At 70.1% G+C, this 17,453-nt stretch carries 13 protein-coding genes; 7 read left to right on the top strand and 6 right to left on the bottom strand.

All coding sequences use genetic code 11. From position 1 onward, the window contains the following. Nucleotides 1-15 precede the first annotated feature (15 nt). From BZY54_RS52835 to BZY54_RS06415, 4 genes are all read right to left on the bottom strand, one after another. Nucleotides 16-519 carry an aromatic-ring hydroxylase C-terminal domain-containing protein gene (locus BZY54_RS52835; protein ID WP_244216992.1) on the bottom strand — a complete coding sequence of 168 codons (504 nt, stop codon included), beginning with the start codon at nt 517-519 and terminating at the stop codon, nt 16-18. Then, nucleotides 474-1,496, bottom strand: a complete 1,023-nt coding sequence (locus BZY54_RS06400; RefSeq protein WP_244216993.1) for an FAD-dependent monooxygenase — start codon at nt 1,494-1,496, stop codon at nt 474-476. Before BZY54_RS06400 ends, BZY54_RS52835 begins: the two co-directional genes overlap by 46 nt. 252 nt (nt 1,497-1,748) lie before the next feature. Continuing rightward, on the bottom strand, nt 1,749-2,378 hold the full coding sequence (locus BZY54_RS06405; protein WP_086723568.1) for a cysteine hydrolase family protein: 630 nt from the start codon (nt 2,376-2,378) through the stop codon (nt 1,749-1,751). A gap of 437 nt (nt 2,379-2,815) precedes the next feature. Then, a complete protein-coding gene (locus BZY54_RS06415) occupies nt 2,816-3,568 on the bottom strand; it encodes an enoyl-CoA hydratase/isomerase family protein (protein WP_086723570.1) in 753 nt (250 codons plus the stop codon). A 338-nt stretch (nt 3,569-3,906) separates the two neighbouring features. On the opposite strand from BZY54_RS06415, the gene BZY54_RS06420 reads away from it, so the two are divergent. The 5 genes from BZY54_RS06420 to BZY54_RS06445 all read left to right on the top strand — a co-directional run bounded on the left by BZY54_RS06420 (nt 3,907) and on the right by BZY54_RS06445 (nt 11,118). Continuing rightward, nucleotides 3,907-6,660 carry an ATP-binding protein gene (locus BZY54_RS06420; protein ID WP_158103821.1) on the top strand — a complete coding sequence of 918 codons (2,754 nt, stop codon included), beginning with the start codon at nt 3,907-3,909 and terminating at the stop codon, nt 6,658-6,660. A gap of 48 nt (nt 6,661-6,708) precedes the next feature. Then, nucleotides 6,709-6,993 carry a hypothetical protein gene (locus BZY54_RS06425; protein WP_086723572.1) on the top strand — a complete coding sequence of 95 codons (285 nt, stop codon included), beginning with the start codon at nt 6,709-6,711 and terminating at the stop codon, nt 6,991-6,993. Between the two features lie 393 nt (nt 6,994-7,386). Continuing rightward, complete coding sequence (locus tag BZY54_RS06430; protein ID WP_244216994.1) at nt 7,387-7,641, top strand: hypothetical protein; 255 nt, start codon at nt 7,387-7,389, stop codon at nt 7,639-7,641. A gap of 323 nt (nt 7,642-7,964) precedes the next feature. After that, entirely contained in the window at nt 7,965-9,242 is a 1,278-nt protein-coding gene (locus tag BZY54_RS06440; RefSeq protein ID WP_143668012.1) for a tetratricopeptide repeat protein, read from the top strand. 406 nt (nt 9,243-9,648) lie between these two features. After that, on the top strand, nt 9,649-11,118 hold the full coding sequence (locus tag BZY54_RS06445; protein ID WP_086723575.1) for a family 43 glycosylhydrolase: 1,470 nt from the start codon (nt 9,649-9,651) through the stop codon (nt 11,116-11,118). Nucleotides 11,119-11,354: 236 nt separating this feature from the next. Here the strand turns inward: BZY54_RS06445 and BZY54_RS06450 are convergent, their stop codons facing one another. Next, a complete protein-coding gene (locus BZY54_RS06450) occupies nt 11,355-12,374 on the bottom strand; it encodes a LacI family DNA-binding transcriptional regulator (RefSeq protein WP_086723576.1) in 1,020 nt (339 codons plus the stop codon). 370 nt (nt 12,375-12,744) lie between these two features. Then, nucleotides 12,745-14,586, bottom strand: a complete 1,842-nt coding sequence (locus tag BZY54_RS06455) for a glycoside hydrolase family 2 protein (protein ID WP_244216995.1) — start codon at nt 14,584-14,586, stop codon at nt 12,745-12,747. Between the two features lie 552 nt (nt 14,587-15,138). Here BZY54_RS06455 and BZY54_RS06460 point away from each other — a divergent pair. Together BZY54_RS06460 and BZY54_RS06465 are read left to right on the top strand one after the other, a co-directional pair. Next, the gene (locus tag BZY54_RS06460) at nt 15,139-16,482 is read left to right on the top strand and encodes an extracellular solute-binding protein (protein ID WP_244216996.1); all 1,344 of its coding nucleotides are present in this window, start codon (nt 15,139-15,141) and stop codon (nt 16,480-16,482) included. 12 nt (nt 16,483-16,494) lie between these two features. Then, the gene (locus BZY54_RS06465; protein ID WP_086723579.1) at nt 16,495-17,442 is read left to right on the top strand and encodes a carbohydrate ABC transporter permease; all 948 of its coding nucleotides are present in this window, start codon (nt 16,495-16,497) and stop codon (nt 17,440-17,442) included. Nucleotides 17,443-17,453: the final 11 nt, after the last annotated feature.

The following is a 17,453-nucleotide window of genomic DNA, read 5'->3' on the forward strand; positions in this document are numbered from 1 at the left end:
CCCCACCCCCCCGGTTCAGAATCGGGCCGGCAGATTCTCCAGTGCCTTGACCGTCCGCGCGATGAACTCCTCGGTTCCGGCGGGAAGTCCGGTCGCCCACCATACGTGTCCGTCGGGCCGCAGCAATGCCGCGGTGACGCCGGCCCAGGCGGGTCCGCCGGTGACCGCCAGCCGGCTGGAGTGCACGCCGACACCGGCCGCCGCGGCCCGCTCGGCGGCCGGCCCGCTGATCGAGGTGTCGCCCATGGCCAGCAGGACGGCTCGGCCGTCGTGCAGCAACGGCAGGACGCCCTGCCCTTCGGGGTCGTGGGCTCGGGTGCCGGTCAGGGGGTGGGCGGCCGGGTCCCCCGGGTCGTAGAAGGTGTCGATTCCCGAGAGCTTGCCTGCCAGCATGCGGGAGAAGCGGGGGTCGTTCGCGATGGAGTCACTGAGCAGGGACCGCAGCGCGGTCACGTCGGGTGTCACGCCGGTGATCAGGGCGCTCTGCGCCAGTGTGTGCTCGGCCAGTTCCGCACCCACCAGGTGTCGTTCGAGGTGGTAGGTGTCGAGCAGGTGNNGGCGAGCTTCCAGCCGAGGTTCATGGCGTCCTGGAGCCCGACGTTGAGACCGACCCCGCCGGCCGGGAAGTGGCTGTGTGCCGCGTCTCCGGCCAGGAGCACCCGGCCGGCTCGGTAGGCGGCGGCCACGCGGGTCGCGTTGCCGAACCGCGTCAGCCAGGAGGGGTCGCGCATGCCGAAGTCGGTGCCCGCGATGCGCCGTGCGGCGTCCCGCAGTTCCTCCAGCGTCAGCGGATCGCGGTGCTGGTTGAGCGGGTCGTAACCGGTGACGCGGTACCTGCCGTCGGGGAGCGGCACGACCAGCAGACGGCCCGCCTCGTTCAGGGCGGCGAATCCGGGGCCCGGAGGGTTGTCGAGCACCACCTCCCCGAGGTACCCATAGGCCGTCGTCCCGGCACCGGGGAAAGCGATGCCGGCCTCCTTGCGCACGGTGCTGCGGGTGCCGTCGGCACCCACCACGTACTCGGCGGTCACTTCGTAGACGCCGTCGGGGCCACGCACGCCCAGAGTGACGGCCGCCTCGTCCTGGACGAGGGAGACGACCTCGTGTCCGTGCCGGATCTCCGCGCCCAGTTCCACCGCGTACCGCTCCAGCAGCACTTCGAGGGACGACTGCGGGAAGGCCAGCAGGAAGGGGAACGGCGTGGGCAGGGCCCGGAAGTCCAGGCGGGAGTCCAGCATGCCGAAGTGCCAGTTCGGTATGCGGCGGCCCCCGGCCAGGATCTCCTCGTGGCGGCCGCGCATGGCCAGCACTTCCACCGTGCGGGGATGCAGGCCGAGCGCTTTGGAGTGCGGACTGCGCTCCGCGGAACCTTCCAGCACCAGTACGGGGACGCCCGCGAGAGCCAGTTCGTGTGCCGTCCACAGGCCGACGGGGCCACCACCGACGATGATCACGGGGTGGTTGGTCTGTCCGCGGGCCGTTTCGATGTCAGACATGCCGCCTCGATCTTGAGAGATAAGTGTGCGCGTTCTTGAGAGATGTGTGCGCGTTCGGACTCGATGACCAGGTGGTCATGGAGGATCGGGGACTTCAGGGAGACGGTCGCCAGGCGGTCACCGGCGCGGCACGGGACCGCAGTTGACGCGCCGCTGCGGTGCGGGAGCGGCAACAGGCGCGACTGCCCCCGGGGCCGCGCGCCGCGCCCGGGGCTCCTCTCGGGGCGCCGGGCGCGGCGAGGCAGAGCCGGTTCAGCGGGTGCGGAACGGTTCCGTCGCCAGGAGTGCGTCGGTGGTCAGCACATCGTGCGCGATCAACTCGTAGCGCTTCAGCATCTGTTCGTAGGAGTCCGGTCCGCCGTCGGGGGCCGTGGCATCGGAAACCAGTGTCACTCGGTACCCGCGCTCCATGGCGCTGCGTGCCGTCGACTCGACGCACATCGTGCCGATCATGCCCGCCACGGCGACGTGTTCGATACCGCGTCGCTTCAACTGGGTGTCGAGGTCGGTCGTCGCGAAGACATCGAGGTTCTTGTGCGGGGCGATGGTCACGTCGTTCGGACCGGGCGTGAGATCGGGATGGAACTCGGCGCCCCAACTACCCGCCTCGAACATGCGGGTGTCGAACATCATGTGGTGGATGCCGGACTTGTGCCGCCAGTTCGCGTACTCCTCGTCGGTGTAGGACATCGGTGAGAAGAACGCCGGGAAGTCCTTCTCCCGGAAGCCGGCGAGAAGGCGCCGCAGGTTGGCCAGGGTGCCGATCCGCTCGAACTCCGCCTTGAAACCGGAGTAGCCCTTCCCTTGCTCGGAGAAGATCTCGTTGACCGTGTCGATGAGGATCAGGCCGATCGGTGTCGAGGCCGTGGAGGCGTGGGTCATGGTGGCATTCCTTTCCTTGGCCGCACCGTCGCGGTGCGGGCAACGGTCACTTGGGGGCCGATTGATTCGGAGCATGTCACCGGCGGTTCGGCCAGGCATCAGTCGACCGACTTACGCCGTCCGTGACGTTTCCTCACTCTTTGGCGAGGTCGCGGCGGTACGAAGAGTTCAATGACCACGACCGGGGTCGGCTCCTCGGCCACGTGGTGCGGGTCCCCACCGTCGGCGCGGGAACGGATCCGTCGGCCGGTACGGGACGGCGGCTGCCCGGTGACCACGCGACCACGGCCGGCGAGGCGGCGCACGACCCGGTGCCGGGTCCGCTCCGCGCGTTCGGGGCGGCGGACCCGCGTTCGGGGCGGCGGACCGCTCGGTTCGACGGCATGTGATCAAGGTGCATTCCTGCCGCGGCATGTGATCAAGGTGCCCTCCTGCCGCTACGAAGCGGCGGGCCCCGCCGGGGCGCCCGGCACGAGAGAGGCGATGAGACCGGAGAACAGGCGCCGCTCGGTGCGGAGGGCCTCGTGGAACGGCAGCTTCGACCCGGTCACGACCGACTCCTTGGCGGCGAACAGAGCGGGCCCGGAGTGCTTGGCGATCGTTTCGGCCCAGCGCAGCGCCTCCTGCCGGAAGTTCTCGGCCGGCAGGACGGTGTTGACCCAGTTGATCCGGAAGGCCTCGTCGGCGGAGAAGGTCCTGCCGGTGAGGATCACTTCGGCCGCATGGCTCGGACCGATCAGCCGAGGCAGCCGCACGCTGCCTCCACCACCGGGAATGAAGCCGCCGGTGATCTCCGGCTGCTGGAACAGCGCACGCGTGGAGGCGATGCGAAGGGTGCACGCCAGCGCCAGCTCGTTGCCTCCGCCCGAGGCGAGTCCGTCCACGGCCGCGATGGTCGGCTGGGGAATGCTTTCGAGCAGGTTCAGCGCACGCGACCAGGACCCGAGCTCCTCCTGACTGGCCTCACCGGCCCCCGCGCGGGCCAGATCGGAGAGTTCGGCGTGATCGATGAACTTGCCGTCCAGCCCGCCGGCCAGCATGACCACGCTGACCTGTCCGGTGTTCCGGGCGAAACCCTCGAGGAGGTCGCCGAGTTCCCGCAGGGAGCCGAAGTCCATGAAGTTCTCCGGCGCCCTGGTGAAGGTCAGTACGGCGACGGCGCCGAAGCGCTCAACGGTCCAGGTGGTCATGGTCCAACTTCCGGTCTCTGGTCGGCGGGCGAGGAAATGCGGTGCGTCCACCCCACGTGGTGGCTGCGCCGGCATCAGGATCGCGGCAGGTGCCGTGCCGGTCATCGGTCGTCCGACTCACGTTCCGCCGGGGGAATCCGAGCCGTTTCCCCTACCCGGCTGGTGGATTCCCGCCGACGTCCCGGTCACGGCTGACCGGCCCGGTTGAAGGGACCGACTGAAGGGACCGCTTGAAGGGACCGGTGGAAGGAACTGGTGCCGCCCGGCTCGCCGACGTGTCTTCCCCATGTAGTCATATGACTGATTGCCGTCGCCGTCCTACGGCGGACCATGCAGTCGTGACGACTCTTCCTCCTTCGACATCATCTCCACTCATCGGCCGGGACCGAGAGGTCGCGCAGCTGCTGCGCATGCTGGACGACACGGTCTCGGGCCGCGGCGCCGGTCTCGAGATCCGAGCCGAGGCCGGGCTCGGGAAGTCCGCTCTGCTGGACGTGGTGCGACGCGAGGTCACGAGGCGTGGGCTCACGCTCCTGTCGGCGGACGGGGTGGAGCACGAGCTGGAGCTGGCCTACGCCGCCCTGCACCAGGCACTTCACCCGCTGCTGGACCGCGTGTCCGGTCTGCCCGCCCCGCAGCGCCGGGCTCTGCGCTGCGCCTTCGGACAGGAGGACGGCACGGCGGACGTCTACACCGTGGCGCTGGCGGCGCTCGAACTGGTCGTCGAGGCCGCGGCCGACCACCCGGTCGTCATCCTGCTGGAGGACATGCACTGGGTGGACACCCCTTCCATCGACGCCCTCGCGTTCATGGCCCGCCGCATCGCCTCCGAGCCTGTGCTCATGCTGGCCACCACCCGTACCGGCGCCCGTTTCGACCCGCGGCGCCGTCCCCACCTGCCGGAACTGGACCTGCGGCCACTGAGCACCACCGACGCCGAGGCTCTGCTCGACGGCGTCGCACCGGCTCTCACCACTCCGGTACGCACCCGCGTCCTCGCGGAGGCCGCGGGCAATCCGCTCGCCCTCAAAGAGCTGCCCCGCGCCTTGAACGGTGCCACCGCCGCCCTGGGGGCGGCCGTGCCCCTCAACACCAGGCTCAAGGCCGCCTTCGCCGCCCGTCTCGACCATTTCGCCCCCTCGACCAGGGCCCTGCTGATCACGCTGGCCGCGGACGTCACCTGCGACACGCAACGGCTTCTGGCCGCGGCCACCGCGGTCCACGGTGCCGAGGTCACACCGCAGGACCTGCAGGAGGCGATCGACGACGGACTGACGGAGATCGCGGGCCCGGGCCTGCGGTTCCGGCATCCGCTGATGCGCTCGGCCGTCTACGCCCACGCGTCGCTGTCCGAACGGATCGACGCGCACACCGCGCTGGCCGCGCAGCTGGCGGCCTTCCCGGACCGGCAGCTGTGGCACAGGGCCTCGGCGGTGCTGGGCACCAGCGAGAGCCTCGCCGCGGAACTGGAACGGTACGCCCTGCGCTGCGAGCGGCGCGGCACGGTGATGGCCGCGGTCGCCGCGCTGCGCAAGGCGGCCGATCTCACCGAGGCCGAGGACCGGCGCACCTCACTCGTCCTGCACGCGGCGGAACTCACCGGTGAGATCGGCGCCCGCCATGAAGCGGCCGGGCTCCTGGAGCGCGCCGACGTCTCCGCCCTCGGTCCGGTCGACAGCGCACGCCTGACCAGCATCCTCGAGGTCATCGACTTCTCCCGCTACGACGACGCCGAGGCCCGGGTGCGCGAACTCACCGCCGCGGCCGCCCGTCTGCACACGAGCGGTCACGTCGAGCCCGCCCTCACCCTCCTGTGGCGGGCGGCCAAGCGGTGCTTCTTCCAGCAGGCCGGCGCGCACGCTCGCACAGGCATCGTGGACGGGCTGCGGGCCCTGGGGCTGCCGGAGGACGATCCACGCGCACTGGCCGTCCGGGCGTACGCGGATCCCGATCACCACAGCCGAGCCGTTCTCCGGACGCTGTCGCGGCTCACCCCCGACTGGACGAACGCGGACACCATGCGGCTGCTGGGCACCACCTCACTGGTCCTCGGCGACTTCCGGCGCAGCGCCGTCTACATGGACACCGCCGCGGAGATCTGCCGACGCCAGGGCCGGCTGGGGCAGTTGCCCCAGATCCTGGTGAGCGGCGGCTGGGAACGGATCTGGCTGGGCGAATGGGACAAGGCGTACGCCGAGTCGGAGGAGGCGGGCTCCCTCGCGCGCGAGACGGGCGAGGAGTTCTACACGCTGTCCGCGCAAGCGAACATCGCCGCCTTGGCCGCTCTGCGCGGCGACATCGCGCGGGCCCGGGAGACGGCGGCCCGCGTGATGGGCCACCCCTTGGCCGCGAGCATGCGCTACCTGCTGCTGGGCGCACAGCAGAGCGACGCCCTGGCGGTGCTCCTGGACGGCGAGGCGGACCAGGCGTACCGCATGCTGGAGCGGTTGTACGACCCCGCCCAAGCCGCTCATCACCCCGTCATGCAGTGGTGGGCCGCCCCCGATCTCGTGGACGCGGCCGTCGCCGCCGACCGTGTCGAGCAGGCCCGGCACCTTCTGAAGCCGCTGCCCGAACTCGCGGACCGCTCCGCCTCCCCCGTCCTTCAGATGGCCGCCCATTACGTCGCCGCCGTGCTGGCGGACGGCCCGCAGGCCGAGGCCCTCTACCAGGCGGCGCTCAGCGGACCGGTGGGTTCGTGGCCGCTGTACCGCGCCCGACTGCAGCTGCACCTCGGGCGGAGGCTGCGTCGCCGGCGCCGTGCTCAGGACTCCCGTGATCCGCTGCGCGCCGCGCGGGACACCTTCGACCTGCTCGGTGCCGCACCCTGGGCCGAGGCGGCCCGGGGCGAGCTGCGCGCCGCGGGCGAGAGCAGCGCCCGCCGGGAACATGGCATCCACGACGAGCTGACGGCCCAGGAGCTGCAGATCGCCACGCTCGCCGCCGGAGGCCTGACCAACCGCCAGATCGCTGAACGTCTGTTCCTGTCCCACCGCACCGTCGGCTCGCACCTCTATCGCATCTTCCCCAAGCTCGGCGTCGCCACCCGTGCCCAGCTGGCCACGGCACTGCACGCGGGCCGGCGCGACTAAGGCGCGTACGTGTGCTACCGGAGCGGAAGGCTGGAAAGGGATCGTGAAGTGGACGTGGTGATCGAAACCGGGGTGACCGTCGCTGTCGCGGACGACGGGGTGTTGTGCTTGGTGTCGCCCGACGGCGCACCCTATTTCTACACACCCGCCGCCACCGCCATGTGGATCGTGCTGCGCCGGAACTTCGGAAGCGTGCGGGACGCCGCCACCACGCTCGCGCAGGCCTGGGAGGCGGACAGCTCTGCGGTACGCCTGCTGATCGAACAGCAGGTGGGCGACTGGCAGGAAGTCGGCCTGGTGAGCACCTCGACGGTGCGCTCCCGGCCCATATGACGCTCCCGGCCCACATGACGGGACGCGGCGCCGGCCGACTCGACTCCCCACCCGCCTGTGGTCTGCGGCGGTTCGATGACAAAGGGGGCGGTCGCGCTACTTGGGAACCAGGAACCAGAGCCGTCCCAAGGCTTGGTTGCTGACGCTCGCGCACCTCACCGGCGCTGCCGGCTGCCGCGGTTGCCCCGACTCGGGATGACCACTGCACCGCCGGTGCGTGCGTGTTCGCGACTCGGTTGGCGTGTGGTTGCCTCAACAGAGTTTGGTGGACACGAACAAGGACAATGTCAACCGTCAGGTTCGGCTGAGCCTCCTGGCCTGACCGAGATCGCTCACGGAGGCCCGGCCGCCGATTTTCCGCACCCGCACCCGCGAACGGAGAGCGCCCCGAAGGTGCAGGACCGCGGTCTGCAGAGGCTCGGCCACCCTTCACCGGTCGACGTCGGCGACGCGGCGCGCGTCGCGGACCGGGGTGCCATGGCGGTCGCCGACTGCACCGGCGCAGGGGACAGGAAGCGCATCGCCACGCTGATCCAACTCGAGCAGGAGCATCCCGAGGACAGCTCCCAGCGCAGAAAGGACCTGACACAACTCCTGCGTGCTTATTTCCCCAAGGCGATGGCGGCCCTGGACTGCGACAGCGCATGAGCGGTGTGGCTGCTTGCGTGCCGTGACCCCGTTCGGACGCAGGAGCCTCGTTCCGAGGTCGACGCTTCCACAACCTGCCGGAGCCGGAGACGAACGCAGTTGCTACCGCGGCCCGATGAAGACGTATGTCGCAGGGGAGATCCGTGCAGCGGCCGGACTCGACGGCCGAGTGCTGGAGCCCGTCACCAGTGGTAAGGAAGTTCGGCGGTAGGGACGATTTCGGGACGTACCAGGGATGACGGTGGCGGGGCGATGGACGTACGGTGCCGAGAGCCGTTGTGGGCACGATCTCGGCTGCTTCCTGGCCGCTAGTGTTTGTGATCATGGACGCAGTCGATCTCGACCACCACTACCGCACCTACGACGGCTGGATACCACCCACCGTGGTCGCCGCTCTCCACGAGCATGGCTATGCGGGAATACTCCACCAGGCCGCGGCAGGCGGTGATTGGTTCTGTGCCCATCAGCTTGCCGAGGCCGCTGTCGATGAAGGCGGCCCGGACCGGCAGGCGGAGGCGTTGGCGCTTCTGGAGCCATTCGTCTCGACGGGATGGTGGCCGGCTGTCCGAGCTGCCGGCCGGTTGCTTGCCGAGTGGAAGCGGGTCGACGAAGCAGTCCAACTGCTGCGCCCCCACGCTGACACGGGGCACCGGGAGGCCGTGCGCGACCTCGCGCGCCTGCTTGCCGGGCAGGGTCGCATCGACCAGGTCGTCGCACTGCTCGGGCCCCGGACCGCCGACAGGTCCCTCGCCGCAGTACTGGTGGAGCTCACTGCGGGCTACGACCGGGACGACGAGATCGCCGCGCTGCTCCCTGCCGTCGACGTCGGACCGACAGTCCCCTTCAAAGCCTGGAGTTCCGACGCCTGGGACACCGTGCCTCTGCACGCCACACTCCTGGAACGCCAGGGACGCGTTGACGAGGCGGCCGCCCTGCTCAGGGCGCACGTACTTGTCGACGGCATCCTGTCGGCCGGGCACGCCGAGCAACTGGCCAGTCTTCTGGCCCGGCACGGACTCGAGGCGGAGCTACGTGCCCTCCTCTCCGAGGCCGGCGAGGAGTATGCCCTGACCGCGCTCGCAGGCTTCCTCGAGGAGCGGGGCAGGATCGAAGAGGCGGTTGACCTGTTGCGGCAGCACGGCAACGCGGGCAACCCCCATGCGGGCTTCCAACTGGCCGAGGTCCTCGCACGTCACGGCCGCCACGACGAGGCGATCGAGGCCCTACGCCACGTCGCCGAGACGGCCGGCGGAGACGCCGACTGGATCATCCGTCTTCTCTGCCGCATCTTCGTCGAGGCCGGCCAGGAGGAAGAAGCCCTCGCCTACGTCGACGACTACTTCGCCCGGCACGGCGGTCACCCCGAGGAACATGCCTTGGCCCGCTCCAACATTCTGAAGCTCTCCGGTCGCGCGGAAGAGGCCGGCGCGGTACCGCGTTCCGGCAGTGTGCCGGGTGAGGTCCCTCTTCAGACCGGGACGTTGGACGGCGTGGTGGCTGCGGCCGAACGGCTGGTCCGTCAGGGGGAGCCGGAGAAAGTGGTCACGCTCCTGCGTGACCACCTGGACGAGCCCAGGAGGTTTCTCGGCGAGCACCTGTGACGGGAAGGACGGCGTACCGTGGTCATCACGGGGGCGAGGAGTGGGATTTCGCCCAGGTGTTCGCAAAATCGCCGCCTGAACTCCGCGAAGTATGCGACCGACTTGCTCGAGAGCCGAGACGGGAGGCTTGCTCGCGCAGGACGGCGCCCGGCGTCCCCGGGTAAGCGGCCCTTCCGGAAGCTGTTGGTGGAGGAAGGCTGCCGCGTACACGGCGCATGGAGTTTTCCGCTCTTGACGTTCCGTCACTCCGGTCCTACGGTGTCGCATTGTTTACATCGATAGAAAAAGACAGTCGAGACTCCGTTTCCTCATCCGCGCATCGAAGTCCGCACCGCGTGACCGGCCCAACACCCCGCCTCGGACCGCCCCGCAGCACGAGAGGGCGGCACTGCCGAAGGAGTCCTCCATGCGCGTACCAGGGCGCAGACCGACACGTCTGCTGCGTCTGCTCGCCGTACTGACCGCCCTGGGGGCGGTCCTTGCCGGAGTGTCCGCCGCCGGGCCCGCCACGGCGTCGGCGGCCCAGCGGATGGCCACCGTCGCCGGGGGCGCGTTCCGCAGTCCGCTCAACACCGGCCCCGACCCGTTCATGACGTACTGGAACGGGAACTACTACCTGACCACCACCCAGGGCAACAGCATCCGCATGTGGCGTTCGCCCTCCCTGAGCACCCTGCTCACCGCCGACCCCATCACGGTCTGGACGGACGGCGACAGCACACGCAACCGGGACATCTGGGCACCGGAGTTCTATCGCTTCGGCAGCCGCTGGTACCTGTACTACACCGCCGATGACGGCACCGACGACCACCACCGCATCTACGTCGCGGAGTCCGCGGGCAACGACCCGGCGGGCCCGTACCACTTCAAGGCCAAGCTGGTGCCGCCCAACCACACCGACGACTTCGCCATCGACCCGGGCATCCTGAAGCACAACGGCCGCCTCTACCTGGCCTACAGCGGCATCAACCAGTACCAGCACAACGGCCTGAACATCGCGCCGCTGTCGAACCCGTACACCGTCTCCGGCGACGCGGTGGCCATCGACGGGGCGGGCGGCTGCCCGGAGGTGCGGGAGGGACCGGAGTTCCTCTACCGCAACGGACGCACCTGGATGACGTACTCGACCTGCGACACGGGAAAGCCGGACTACCAGCTCTGGATGATGTCGCTGCCGAACGGCGCCGACCCGCTGGTGCCGGGCAACTGGACGCAGCACCAGGGACCGGTCTTCTCACGCGCCGACGACCACGGCGTCTTCGGCGCCGGCCACCACGCCTTCTTCAGGTCACCGGACGGCACCGAGGACTGGATCGTCTACCACGCGAAGACCACCTCGGCCTACACCTACGGCGATCGCACGACGCGCGCGCAGCGCATCGGCTGGAACCCCGACGGAAGTCCCGACCTCGGCCGCCCGCTCGCGATGGGCGCCACACAGGACCTACCGTCCGGGGACCCGGGACCGGGTACGTACTGGATCAACGACGACGGCCGGTCCAACGGCGGCGGATCCGTCACCTACACCGGTGACTGGAACTCCGGCACCGGTTGTGCCGTCCAGTGCTTCTGGGGCGACGACCACTGGAGCGACCGAGCGGGGAACACCGCCACGTTCAGCTTCACCGGCACCCGCATCGCGCTGCTGTCCGTCCGGGACACCGGAAACGGCTACGCGGCCGTCAGTGTCGACGGCGGCCCGGAGCAACGCCTGGACTACTACGGCGCGATCCGCACCGGGGAGACGCTCCAGTTCCTCAGCCCGCGGTTGCCGTACGGACAACACACACTGCGGGTGCGGGTGACCGGCGAGCACGACGCGCAGTCCCAGGCCTCGTTCGTCAGCATCGACCGGGCAGAGGTCTACGTGAACTGACGGCTGTGCCTGCGGAAGGCTCAGGGAAGCCGGGAGCGGAAGCGGGGAACCGGATGCCGGGCACGTGATCAGGCGCCGGGTGCGCGGCCGGTGTGACCGCCTCGGTCGCAGCGGTCGCGCACACCCGTGCCGCACCCACGGCGGGCGCTCGGTGGCGGGTCCGTGCACGCCCTGGCGTTCGCATCGTGCCGGTGCCGTGATCGTGCCTGGACGGCCGGACCGTGCACCGCCGCCGGTCAGGCACGCTCTCCGGAACTCTCCCGCACGGCCAACCGGTGGCCGACGAGGCGGTCGATGGCGTGCTCTGCGCCGGGCCGGTCGATCCGGTCGATCAGCAGGGACACCGCTACGTCCGCGATGGATTCCTTGTCGGGAGCGATCGTGGTGAGGCTCGGCACGCTGAAGCGGGAGGCCTCGATGTCGTCGAACCCGACCACGTCGAGGTCGTCCGGAGCGCGCAGGCCGGCCTCGTGCAGGGCGCGCAGTGCGCCGAGGGCGAGGTGGTCGTTCAGGCACAGCAGGGCGTCCGGGCGGGGCCGCCGGTCGAGCAGGGCGGCTGCCGCGCGGGCGCCGTCCTGCCAGTGGTAGTGCTCGACCGGTACGACCAGACCGGGTGCGAAAGGGATCCGGGCGGCCCGCAGCGCCGACCGGTAGCCCTTGGTGCGCAGCCGGTCGGTGCCCTGCCGGCCCCGGACCGCGCCTCCGACGATCGCGATGGTGCGCCGTCCCCGGGCGAGCAGGTGCTCGGTGGCCTCACGGGCGGCGGCGACGTTGTCGATGCCCACGTGGTCCACCGCGCCCGGTGCCTGACGTTCCCCGAGGAGCACGACGGGCAGTCGTGTGTCCCGTGTGGCGAGGTCGCGCGGCGTCAGCGACAGCGGGCTGAGGATGATCCCGTCGGTGAACTGGGCGTCGAATCCGTGCAGAGCGGACAGCTCACGCTCGCGCACGCCACCGGTCTGGTGCAGGAGCACGGTGCGGCCGCGCCGGTCCGCCGCGGCCATGACGTGCTTGGCCAGCTCGGAGAAGTAGGCGACGTCCAGCTCCGGGACCGCCAGCGCGATCATGCCGGTGCGGCCCTGGCGCAGTTGCCGGCCGGCGAGGTTGACCCGGTAGCCGAGTGCCTCGATGGCTTCCCGGACGGCGGCCCGGGTGTGCTCCGAGACGTGCTCGAAGTCGTTGATCACGTTGGAGACGGTCTTGGGCGAGACGCCGGCGTACTCGGCAACGTCCTTGATCCTCGGCCTGGTCGCCACGCTGCCCTCCCTTCCGCTCCGGTGAGACCCTATCGGCGATCACGAAACGGTTTCGAGCGGTGCCCAGGACCATCCCGTGCCATGCTATATCGATGTAACAAGCTGCCCGAGGGGCACACCGACGTGCGGCATCCGCCGTCCCCACGGCTCTTCCACTTGCCGCGCGGGCGCGGAAATGCGGGCTCTGTGTGGCCCGGGGCGGCCGATGTGAGAGGTGCACCCGGCGCCGCTTCGGTCGCGCGGAGGCGTCGCCCACGGCTCGGCGAGCGCGGCGGGGCCCGGGAGACGGACACCGACGCGCCCCCGGCCCCGCGCCGAGGCGCAGGGAACGCGGGACGCGGCGGCCGGTGTCCGCAAAGGTGCCGAACGGTCAGGTCACCGACGGCGGCTCCGGCTTCTCGTCGTGATCAGACCGCTCGCCGGTGACGATGCGGCGGATCGTCTCCATCGGCAGCTTCGGGGAACCGTCCGAGTACAGCAGGCCGTTGGTTTCCTGGGCGGTGTCCATGAACTGCGTGTAACAGAAGCCCGCGACGATCGGGCTCGCGTGCAGCACGCCGAAGATGTCGCTCAGCAGGGCCGCGTACTGGGCCTCGGAGCCGGTCCGCGTGTAGGAGAAGTCACCGTCGTCCGCGCGTACCGAGAGGCCTCCGAACTCGGTGATCATCAAAGGGGCGGCACCGGTGGCGTACCGCTCCGTCTGCTGTGAGCCGACCGACAGCACGCGCCCCTGCGGGCCGGGACCGGCGAGCAGCCTGTCGAACGCGGCGGCGTCGCCGTAGCGCCGGGTGAGCTCCTGGGGGTCGGAGGAGTAGTCGTGCACGCCGAGGATGTCGCTGTCGGTGTGCTCCCAGCCCTCGTTGGACATCACCGGCCGGGTCGGGTCGAGGGCCCGGGTGAGGTTGGCCAGGGCGATGGAGTAGTGCCGCTGCGCGGGGTCGTGCGGGATGACCGAGGCGCCCCAGCTCTCGTTCATCGGCACCCAGGTGACGATCGACGGGTGGCTGCGGTCGCGCCGCACCATGTCCAGCCACTCACGGGTGAGCAGCTCCACGGCCTCGGTGCCGAACTCGTACGCGGCCCCGGTCTCGCCCCACACCAGGAGGCCGAGCCGGTCGGCCCAGTACAGGAAGCGCGGATCCTCGGCCTTCTGGTGGACGCGGACGGCGTTGAAGCCCATCGCCTTGATCAGCTCGACCTCGCGGCGCAGCTCCGCGGTCCCCGCGTTCGCGATCAGAGTGTCGGGACGATAGCCCTGGTTGAGCACCGAACGCACGTAGTAGGGGCGGTCGTTCAGCAGGAAGGCGCCGCGGCCGACGCCCGCGCTGCGCAGGCCGACGTAGCTGTCCACCGTGTCGAGCACGGCGGACGTCCCGGCGTCGCGCACGGTCACCCGCGCGTCGAGCAGGGTCGGCCGTTCGGGGCTCCACAGCAGCTCCTCGCGGTCGATGCCGTTGCGCAGCGCGGGGACGACGAGGTCGATCCGGTTGCGCGGGGTGCGCACCGTGCTGGTGCTCTCGGCCAGCACCTCGCCGTCATGGCTGAGCACGATCTGCACGGTCACCGGCGCGGTCGGCACCGAGGCCAGGGTGATCTCGGCGACCACGCCGCGAGACGGGTCCGGGATCCAGGCAAGGTCGGTGACGTGCTGGGCGGTCACCGTCTCGGTCCACACGGTCTGCCAGATGCCGGTGGTCCGCTCGTACCAGACTTCGTGCGGCCGGTCCTGCCAGTCCTGCTTGCCACGCGGTTGCGCGAGGTCGGCCGGCCGGTCCTCGGCTCGAACGACGAGCAGGTGTTCGTCGGCGCCGGGCCGCAGCGCATGGGTCACATCGGCGGTGAAGGGGGTCTGACCGCCCACGTGCTCGGCCACCTGCCTGCCGTCCAGCCACACCTTCGCCCGGTGGTCGACGGCTCCGAAGTGCACGAGCGCCCGCTGGCCGTCGCCGACCGCGAGGACCTCGTGGGGTATGCGGCGGCGGTACCACACCACCGCGTGCGGCGCGGTCTCGCCGATGCCGGAGGCAGGGGCCTCGGGCGGCAACGGAACCGTGATCTCCCGGTCGAACGCGCCCGTCACCCCCTCGGTGAACCACGCCGCGCGCTCGCCCTCGTCGGCGTCGTCGTACCCGAACTCCCAGACACCGTCGAGGCTGTGCCACCGCTCCCGCTGCAGGATCGGCCTCGGATACGTCCCATCCTGCTCGCTCACCCTCACGGCTCCTCCTTCTGCCTGCCCGGAATATCCGGCCACGGCGTTTCCACGATCGAAGCTCTGCCATCATCGGTGATCATTTACATCGATGCAAGGCGTGGCGGGGGAGCGGGACGGCGCCGCAGGCGTGACGCGATCCGAGGTTGCCGAGCGCACGCTCGCCCTGCTGGAGCGGCACATGCAGCGCCCAGGCAGGTCGAAGTCGGCCGTGCCGAGCCGGAGGTCGCAGGGTGGCAGCCGACGTGAGGGCGCCGCAGAAGGCCCGCTCCTCCGGCTGCCCCCTGTGGGCGGGGTGAGCCGGCCGGTGACCGGATGCTCAAGAACGTCATGGGCGGCGGCCGACGAGGCGGCTCACGTCGGGTCGCCGGGGTATCGGCAGGGGGCCGACGGCCACGGGTCCGGGCCGTGGGAGCCGGAGTTCAGGCCGCACCCGGCAGCTGCGGGCCTGGGATGACGTGACTTCTTGTCAACCATCTATTGCATCGTTGTAAATCGTGTGTCAGGGTCTGCGCCATCGAGGCCACATCGAATCAACGAGGTGCAACCCCTATGAGTGGAGCGATGGCGCGCCGGCGGCTCCTGGCCCTCGGTGGCGGACTTGCGCTGACCGGAGGGCTCGCGGCATGCTCCTCCCCGCTCGCGTCCGGCCTGACGGGCTCTCAGCCGAACACCGCGGACGTCATCTTCTGGAACCTGTTCACCGGTGGTGACGGCGCCAACATGGTGCTGATGGAGGACAGGTTCCGGAAGACCCACCCGAAGACTTCGGTCGAAGCGACCATCCTCGCCTGGGGCAACCCCTACTACACCAAGCTGGCACTGGCCACCGCGAGCGGCACGCCCCCGGACGTCGGCATCGTTCACCTGTCGCGGCTCCCGCTGCTCGCCGCGTCGGGTCTGCTGGAGCCGATCGAGCAGACCGGTGTCGGCCGACTGGGCGTCACCGAGGACAAGTTCACCCCCGCGGCCTGGCACAAGGCCACCATCGACGGGACGGTGTACGCGGTGCCCCTGGACACGCACCCCTTCGTCCTCTACTACAACGTCGACCTGGCCCGCAGGGCCGGCCTCCTCAACGCCGCCGGCGACGGCCTCACTCCGCTCAAGGGCAAGGAGGATTTCCTGGCCGCTGTGAAGGCGATGAAGACAGCGGGCGGTGCCCAATACGGAGCGGTGATGTCGATCACCGCCGACCCGTCGACGGCGTGGCGTTACTTCAGCATGATCTATTCAGCTCTGGCCGGTCCGGTCGTCACGGACTCAGGTACCAGGATCGACATCGACAGTGAGGCGCTGCAGGAGACGATCGCCTTCATGCAGAGCCTCACCGCCGGTGGCCTGATGCCGGGCAACCTGAACGGTTCCGGCGCGAACGCGCTGTTCAGCACGGGCAAGGCCGGATTCCTCTTCGACGGCGAGTGGCAGATTCCGGCGTACCGGCAGGTCAAGGGCCTCCACTTCAACGTCGTACCGTTCCCGGCGCTGCTGGGATCGAAACCGGTGGCGTACGCCGACTCGCACGCCCTGGTCGTCCCGCGGAACGACAGGCGCTCGCAGACCCGCACCGGCAACGCGGCGCTGTTCATCAAGAGCCTGCTCGACAACAGCGCCGTATGGGCCGAGGGCGGGCACATTCCCGCCTGGCTGCCGACCCAGCGCAGCAAGGCGTTCCTCGACCAGTCGCCGCAGCGCAACTACGTACAGGCCGCCTTCGACGCCCAGTACGACCCCGAGGCCTGGTACACCGGAGCGGGCTCGGACTTCCAGAGTGTCGTGGGCGGGACGATCATCGAGGCCATCGCCGGCCGGCTCTCGCCCAAGGGCGCGGTGTCGAGCCTGCGCTCCGACCTCAAGCGGTACACCACGGCCCGGCCGCCGGTCAGGATGAAGTAGGAGGCAGTCACCATGACGACCGTCGTCTCGACGCGACCGGCACCCACGGCGTCCGCAGCGGCCCTGCCCGCGGACCGGCCGCCCCACTCCGAACGCCGGGCCGGTGCGCTGCTGACCGCCCCCTTCCTCGTGATCTACCTGCTGTTCCTGGTCGGTCCCCTGCTCGTCGGCGTGGTGCTGAGCTTCTTCAACACCACCACCGTCAAGAGCGGTCTGGGCGACTGGGTCGGCCTGTCGAACTACTCCGAGGTGGTCACCGACCCGCTGTTCTGGGAGGCCATGTGGCACTCGGTGCTCTTCACCCTGCTGACCACACCCCCGCTGGTCGTCCTCGCACTGGCCGCCGCCATCCTCGCCTCCCGCGTGCGGCGCGGCCGGGTCTTCTACCGCGTGGCGTTCTTCGCGCCGTACGTCGTGCCGTCGTCCGTCGTCGCGCTGATCTTCCTGTGGATGTACACCCCGCAGATCGGGCTGATCCCCAAGATCCTCGGCAGCGTCGGACTGCCGGTGCCCGACTTCATCGGCAGCACCTCGGGCGGCTGGACCGCGGTGACGCTGATGACACTGTGGTGGACCTTCGGCTTCAACTTCGTCCTCTACACCGCCGCGATCCAGGACGTCCCGCCGGACGTCTACGAGGCGGCGGCCATCGACGGGGCGGGACCCTGGCAGCAGATCCGCCACATCACGGTACCGATGCTCGGCCGGACCACCAGCCTGGTGCTGATCCTCCAGATCCTCGCCTCGCTCAAGGTCTTCGACCAGATCTATCTCCTCCTCGCCGGCGGCCCGGACCAGTCCACCCGCCCGGTCATCGAGTACATCTACGACACCGGCTTCACCTCGTACCGGGGCGGGTACGGCGCTGCCGCCACCATGGTCTATTTCGTCATCATCGTCGCGATATCGGCGGCCTGGTACGGGCTGCGGCGCCGTCGCGCGACCAGCGCCGCGGCCTGAGCGGAGGATTC

The sequence above is a fragment of the Streptomyces carpinensis genome, assembly GCF_002154505.1.
Lineage (GTDB): Bacteria > Actinomycetota > Actinomycetes > Streptomycetales > Streptomycetaceae > Streptomyces > Streptomyces carpinensis.

What these genes read in the sequence shown, in the direction of transcription:
- BZY54_RS06465 (WP_086723579.1), top strand. Translation starts at nt 16,495, where the DNA reads ATGACGACCGTCGTCTCGACGCGACCGGCACCCACGGCGTCCGCAGCG.
- BZY54_RS06460 (WP_244216996.1), top strand. Translation starts at nt 15,139, where the DNA reads ATGAGTGGAGCGATGGCGCGCCGGCGGCTCCTGGCCCTCGGTGGCGGA.
- BZY54_RS06440 (WP_143668012.1), top strand. Translation starts at nt 7,965, where the DNA reads ATGGACGCAGTCGATCTCGACCACCACTACCGCACCTACGACGGCTGG.
- BZY54_RS06415 (WP_086723570.1), bottom strand. Translation starts at nt 3,568, where the DNA reads ATGACCACCTGGACCGTTGAGCGCTTCGGCGCCGTCGCCGTACTGACC.
- BZY54_RS06445 (WP_086723575.1), top strand. Translation starts at nt 9,649, where the DNA reads ATGCGCGTACCAGGGCGCAGACCGACACGTCTGCTGCGTCTGCTCGCC.
- BZY54_RS06405 (WP_086723568.1), bottom strand. Translation starts at nt 2,378, where the DNA reads ATGACCCACGCCTCCACGGCCTCGACACCGATCGGCCTGATCCTCATC.